Source organism: Acinetobacter sp. AND/436 (assembly GCF_049546925.1).
GTDB classification, from domain to species: Bacteria; Pseudomonadota; Gammaproteobacteria; order Pseudomonadales; family Moraxellaceae; genus Acinetobacter; species Acinetobacter indicus.
Genome location: NZ_JBMXBO010000005.1, coordinates 156,527 through 163,213, shown reverse-complemented (window position 1 = coordinate 163,213; position 6,687 = coordinate 156,527). Strand labels below are relative to the sequence as shown.

Genomic DNA, 6,687 nt, shown 5'->3' with positions numbered 1-6,687 from the left:
AAAGAATTTCGTATAACGTGTATTATGTTAATTTAAGGAAATCTTAAAGTTAATTAACTTATTTCCTTTATTTCCTCATTGAGTATTTTCAATACTGTTAAACATATATCTAAACGCTGCCTATCTGAAAGATTAGGTACATCACTCGGGTATATCCGAACATTTATTCCATTCCAAATAAACCAATCATTTCCATTTTTGCATGGCTCTACATTTAGAAATTTATCATTACCTGCATAACCTGTAGATGCATTAAATTGTCGTGACTCCATCAAGACTCGCACAATAGGGTATTTTTTATTAGATTTATTTTCCCAATTTCTTTTTAGTAGCCTATTTACCGTATTTGGCAACCTTATATGAAAACCATTATCACTAAAATATTCTCTAGGTATTAACCAGAATCTGCTATTACGTTTAATTAGGGCATATTTACGGGAATCATATTTTGGCAATCGTGCTTGTTCCTCTAGAGTGTACCTATCAAATTCTTGAGCCAATCGAAGCCGTTGTCTTTCCATTTTGCTACTAATTTTTGCATTTTGTTCTTGCTCTGATAGAGGAATGCATTTAAGTACAAACCATGCCATAAATATTATGAGCAATAAAACTCCGATAAAGCCTTTAGAAGAGTAAGTTTTTATTTTCATTGTTTCAAATAGGGTTAATGATTTAACTACCTAAATTAATCTATAGTTCGATCAATTGCTTGTATTGAATTATGCTTATTTAAGATAATGGCGATTATACGAAATTAGAACAATAAACGTCTGTGAAATCAAAGTGTTTTTTAAATCGATGCTAAACTAAAATAGCATGAATCATCATGCTATTTTGTATTTATAAGAGCCTTCCATGCTGTACCTCATGCCCAAAAAAATCCAACTCGTACCATCTCAAGCCAAATGGCAGCTTGCATCAAATGAATCTGTTTTGGTACTGGTAGGACTGCAAAACCTAAGGATGATGGTAGGTATACAGGACAGCGACCTGATGACTCATCTGATCCAGATCAGCAATAAAGCCAAAGCACTGGACATTCCTATTGTCGATCTATACGGCGATGATCTGATGCAGGGGATGCAGCAACTCGGCGAATATGCCTCAATGCATCCACAACTCATTTTTGCCGGTCAGGTCACGCCAATGCTGAAACAGATTTTGCCGCATCTGATGAGTGTGACGGATCAAATCGGTGTGGTCGACGATGCGATTTTATTGGTGAATCAGGAACAGCATATTCAGTGGATTGAAAATATTTCGGCACAGGGGATACATCACTTAAATACCTATAGCCTGACTCGCTTATGGGATTTAAGTGCGCCGTCAGAATATGTATTGTCGACCAAAGGCATTATGTTGGCTGTCGCAGAACAGCTGGATATGGATGCCTTGGAAATTGATCCTTATGTCGACCTAAAAAATTATGGTCTGGATTCGGTAGCGATGGTGAGTCTGGTCGGTTTATGGCGTGCCAATGGCGCCAATATTCGCTATGAAGATCTGCAGTCCAAACCCACACTACACGGATTGCTGCAGATTTTAACGGGCTAAATTTGCCATTTTCAGAAAATTGACATTTTTATTCAGCAAAATCGGAAAAAACGTCTGCAATTTGCGCAAATTGCATTGTAATTGTGGTGCAAGGTTTTTATCATTGCCGCCTTATTTTCGCGATCAGCCTGGAAGTGTACTTTGAGTAATTTTCTAACCGAACACCTGATTTATCGAGATGAAGATTTTATGCTCATCCATAAACCGGCCGGCTTACTCACAGTGCCAGGAAAAACAGCAGATTTACAAGACTGCCTGATCAGCCGTTTGGTCGCCATTGAGCCTAAAACCCTGTTAATTCATCGTCTGGATCGTGACACCTCAGGTATTTTGGTGTTTGGTCTTAGCCGCTTGGGGCAAAACAAGATTTCACGCCAGTTTCAGGAACGCCAGACCGATAAGCATTATCAGGCAGTGGTGGCCGGGCATCTATACGGCGAAGGCACCATTGATGTGCCGGTGGTCTATGATCCAACCCGTCCGCCGTTGCATATGGCCGATCCTTCTCATTCGAAACCGGCGCTTACCCACTGGCAGGCGCTGGAACAGTTTGAAATAAATGGACAGGCGGTTACGCGGGTCAAACTTATTCCAATTACCGGCCGTTCGCATCAGCTGCGGGTGCATATGCAATATCTGGGTCATCCAATTATTGGCGATACCTTATATGCCACGCCAGAGCAGCAACAGCTGTCTCCACGCCTGTGTTTGCATGCGGCGTATTTAAGTTTTCAACATCCTCAAACGGGAGAAACACTGGAGTTTAATTGCCCGGTGCCGTTTTAAGGGAAACATATCCTCATGAATTTAAGCTCACTTTTTGGTGGGCTTTATGTCAAAATATATTGCTTTACGATGTCAAATTTTGCTCAAATGGCAAGCAGTCCTTGAGTGATAACGCGACAGTCCTAACTTCTAGAAAAAGGTGGAAAAATTGCAGCAGTTTGCTATTGGTCAACGTTGGTTGTCAGATACAGAAACAGAACTGGGCTTAGGCGTTCTTATTGATGTAGATGAACGTTCAATCAGCATTTTATTCCCCAAGAGTGACGAAACCCGTGTCTATGCACGTAACAATGCACCTTTGTCCCGTATCGTGTTTAATGCGGGCGATGAAGTACAGGACCAGGAAGGCCTGAAATGGACGGTTCAGAGTCTGGAAGATCGCGGTGGCGTGGTGCGTTATAACGTGGTACGTCAGCTGGAAGATGGTTCAGAAGAACAGAAATCGCTGAATGAAACCCGAATTGGCGCGCAAATCCAGCTGTCTAAACCCTTAGACCGTTTACTGGCCAGCCAGATTGACTATAAAGAATGGTACGACCTGCGTATTGAAGCGCTGTTGATGCAGGCCAATATGCACAGCAGTCCGCTGCGTGGCCTGATTGGTTCACGCGTTGGCCTGATTCCGCATCAACTCTATATTGCCCACGAAGTCGGTAAGCGTTTTGCACCGCGTGTATTACTGGCCGATGAAGTGGGTTTGGGTAAAACCATTGAAGCCGGTCTGATTATCCATCAGCAGCTCAAAACCGGCCGTTCTGAACGTATTTTAATTTTGGTGCCAGATTCACTGCAATATCAGTGGATGATTGAAATGCGCCGCCGTTTCAACCTGCAGTTCTCTTTATTTGATCTGACCCGTACAGCGTCAATTAAAGAACATGACCCGGATTTAAACCCGTTCCTGACCGAGCAATGTATTATTGCTTCTATTGACCTGATGATTGACCACGAAGATCTGCGTGAGCAGGCACTTGAAGCTGGTTTTGATTTACTGGTGGTTGATGAAGCGCATCACCTGATGTGGTCAGAAGAAGAAGGCGGCAATGACCGTTATGATCTGGTCGAAGAATTTGCTGAACAAACGGCCGGTGTGTTGCTCTTAACTGCAACCCCAGAACAGTTGGGTGTTGAAAGTCACTTTGCCCGTTTACGCCTGCTCGATCCTCAACGTTTCAGTTCGTTGGACCGTTTCCTGGATGAAGAAGCGCAATATCAGCAAACAGCCAAAATTGCCGAAGTGCTGATGTCCGACATGCCACTGGAAGAAGGTCATCTGGCCGCTTTGGAAGGCTTACTGGGCCATCGCATTGAAGACCATCCGGAACAGCGTTTCCGCGCCATTCATGAACTGTTAGACCGTCATGGTACCGGCCGTATTTTATTCCGTAACACCCGTGAAGCGATTCAGGGCTTCCCGGGACGGGACTGTCAGCCAGCACCACTGCCAGCCCCAGAGCACTGGGCCAAAGAGGGCAAGTTGCGTGAACAGATGTGGCCAGAAGAAGGCCAGCTTGATGGTGCGTGGATGGAAACCGATCCGCGTGTAATGTGGCTGATGGAAAAGCTGCGCAGCGATTTAAAACACAAAAAAGTGCTACTGATTGCACGTAGTGGTCCGGTGGTGGAAGCGCTAGAAAATGCACTGCGTTTACACGCCGGTATTCGTACTGCGATGTTCCATGAAGGTATGAGCCTGCTGGAACGTGACCAGGCGGCGGCGTATTTCGCAGAAGATTCCTATGGTGCGCAAATCCTGCTCTGTTCGGAAATTGGTTCAGAAGGGCGTAACTTCCAGTTTGCATCGGATTTAATTTTATTTGATTTACCGGCGAACCCGGACGTACTGGAACAGCGAATTGGCCGTCTAGACCGGATTGGTCAGGAAAACCGGATTCAGATTCACGTGCCGTATTTACTTGGCACGGCGCAAGAACGCATGTTCCGCTGGTATAACGAAGCGTTGAATATATTCAGCAATATTTCCCCAACGGCGCAGACCTTGCAGGAAAACTTCATTGTTGAATTAAAAGACTGCTTACTGGCAGATCAAGGCCAGCAGTTTGAAGAATTGCTGGAAGCGGTTAGCGTACAGCGCGAAGCCTTGGAAGCTGAACTGCAGGAAGGCCGTGACCGCCTGCTGGAATACAACTCTTGCCGTCCGGTGGTGGCGCAGGAAATTGTCCAGGCGCTGGAAGATTATGATGACAACACTACCTTGCCAATGTTCATGAAGCGCTTTATGGCTTCAACCAACATCGACTTTGATGAACAAAGCAATGGCACAGTCATCATCAAGCCAACAGACCAGATGCAGGTGCAAGGTCTGACTTTAGATGAAGAGGGCATGACTGCGACTTTCTATCGTGATCAGGCTCAAATCCGTGAAGATGCACAATATCTGACTTTGGAACATCCATTTACCGAAAGCGTGATGGAAATGATCAATACCCAAAGCTTTGGTAGTACCAATGTGGCGGTGTTAAAGTCAGCTGCATTACCGCAAGGTTCGGTGCTGCTGGAAGTGTGGTTCAAGGTTGATGTGATTGCACCGAAAGCGCTGAACTTGCCATCAAGCTTGCCGCAGCAATTGATTCGTGTATTGCTGAGTGAAAAAGGTCAGGATCTGTCGCAAAAAATTGCCCCTGAAATCTTAAAACCATATTTACATCATTTAGATGGCAATAGCTGCCGTCAGGTGGTAAAAGCACGCCGCGAGGTGATTGAGCAGCGTTATGCACAGGCATTGGACATTGCCAAAACTGCCTTGCCGGGCTTAAAAGAGCAGGCCAAAGAAATGTATGGCGCGAAATGGCAATATGAAATTGACCGTCTAACGTATCTGAAGCAATTTAACCCAAGCATCCGTGAAGATGAAATCAGCCGTTTGCAGAAATTGCAAAAAGAAGGTTTAAGCCTGCTTGACGGTATTGCGGTTACCCCGGAAGCAATTCAGGTGATGGTGGTGGTTAAACCATAACAGTCGTAATTTTTAGAAAAGCACCTTCTGAACTGCACCCCGAAAGTTGGACACTTTTAGTCTAATTTGAAGGGTGCTTTTTTAATACTGATTTGCCGGACATGAACAGCCCGGCGATCAGTGCACTAGAGTCCGGTAAAATGTTCATGCTAAGATGAGCCAAATTTTTAAAAGATATAACAACGATGGGTAAAGCATTAGTCACTTTAGGCTCTAAAACTTCACATGGCGGTGTGGTTGCTGAATGTGAAAGTTCATTTGTTATTAATGGCATTGCCGTGCATTTAAATGGCATGAAGCATTATTGTCCAAAATGTAAAACCACTGTAGCTGCCATTGCGGCTGATCCAACCACCCAGGTCAAAGGGCGTGGCGTGGTGATTGTTGGTGATAAAACCACCTGCGGTGCAACTTTCTTGCCTAGCCAGAATCTGGTGGTGTCGGCCAAATAAATATATTGGTCAGGCGTAGAGTGTTGAACCAGCCTGGCTAATCTTGAGAATCGCAGCAAAAATTAAAATTACCTCCTGCAAAATGGATTATCTGCTTCAAATACCTTTATGACCAAAACTGTTGTTTATTTTGCCCATGCCAATGGCATCGCCAGTCCTTGCTATCAGACCTTTTTTGATTATTTTGATGCCGATATTGAGCTGAAATATATTCCGGTCATTGGCCTGAATCCGGACTATCCGGTTGAGCCAAAATGGGAAAAACTGGTGGCGCAGGTCATTGCCGATATCGAGTTACAAACACCAAAACAGGCAGTGGTCGGTTTGGGGCATTCTTTTGGCGCGCTGGTGTTGCTGATGGCATCTTATCAACGGCCAGATTTATTTAGCCAGCTGATTTTAATGGACCCGCCTTTTGTGATTGGTAAAACAGCGCCGATATTCGAGTTATTGCAAAAGCTGGGTTCAAAACAGATTGACCGTTTAACCCCGGCCGGGCTGAGTCTGAAACGTAAAGACGCCTGGTCTAGCCGTGAGCAGGCTTATCAGCAGTTACGTGGCAATGCCTTGTTTAAACAGTTTGATGAGCGCTGTTTTCAGGATTTTATCCGGCATGGTCTTAGAGAAGATGAGGCCGGCATCAGCTTACAGATTCCAAAACAGGTCGAGGCAGATATTTTTAGAACTGTACCAAGCTGGTGGTGGCGTTGGCCGCGTAAAGCCCCAAATTTACCGGTGCATTTAATCACGGCAGAGCAGAGTGCTTTTTATAAGCAAGGTTTCCCGCAGGGACTAAAAAAGATATATGGCATTGAGTTTAGTGTTGTAGCGGGTGGGCATATGTTCCCGCTGGAATCTCCTGAGCAGAGCGCACGCGATGTGCAGCAGCGGATTCGATCAACACTTTAAATAAGCAGT

The 6,687-nt window shown here is 44.8% G+C and carries 6 protein-coding genes; 5 read left to right on the top strand and 1 reads right to left on the bottom strand.

Going from position 1 to position 6,687, the window contains the following annotated elements; translation table 11 throughout:
* Nucleotides 1–53 precede the first annotated feature (53 nt).
* Entirely contained in the window at nt 54–650 is a 597-nt protein-coding gene (locus ACPEPR_RS06265) for a hypothetical protein (protein ID WP_423562123.1), read from the bottom strand.
* Nucleotides 651–855: 205 nt separating this feature from the next.
* On the opposite strand from ACPEPR_RS06265, the gene ACPEPR_RS06260 reads away from it, so the two are divergent.
* The 5 genes from ACPEPR_RS06260 (at nt 856) to ACPEPR_RS06240 (ending at nt 6,678) form a co-directional block, all read left to right on the top strand.
* A complete protein-coding gene (locus tag ACPEPR_RS06260) occupies nt 856–1,554 on the top strand; it encodes a phosphopantetheine-binding protein (protein WP_423562121.1) in 699 nt (232 codons plus the stop codon).
* 141 nt (nt 1,555–1,695) lie between these two features.
* A complete protein-coding gene (locus ACPEPR_RS06255; RefSeq protein ID WP_163145690.1) occupies nt 1,696–2,340 on the top strand; it encodes an RluA family pseudouridine synthase in 645 nt (214 codons plus the stop codon).
* A 139-nt stretch (nt 2,341–2,479) separates the two neighbouring features.
* The gene (gene rapA / locus ACPEPR_RS06250; RefSeq protein ID WP_104513564.1) at nt 2,480–5,317 is read left to right on the top strand and encodes an RNA polymerase-associated protein RapA; all 2,838 of its coding nucleotides are present in this window, start codon (nt 2,480–2,482) and stop codon (nt 5,315–5,317) included.
* Between the two features lie 185 nt (nt 5,318–5,502).
* On the top strand, nt 5,503–5,769 hold the full coding sequence (locus tag ACPEPR_RS06245; protein ID WP_005178913.1) for a PAAR domain-containing protein: 267 nt from the start codon (nt 5,503–5,505) through the stop codon (nt 5,767–5,769).
* 108 nt (nt 5,770–5,877) lie between these two features.
* Nucleotides 5,878–6,678: an alpha/beta hydrolase gene (locus ACPEPR_RS06240; protein ID WP_016659144.1), complete on the top strand. Its 801-nt coding sequence runs from the start codon at nt 5,878–5,880 to the stop codon at nt 6,676–6,678.
* Nucleotides 6,679–6,687 lie beyond the last annotated feature (9 nt).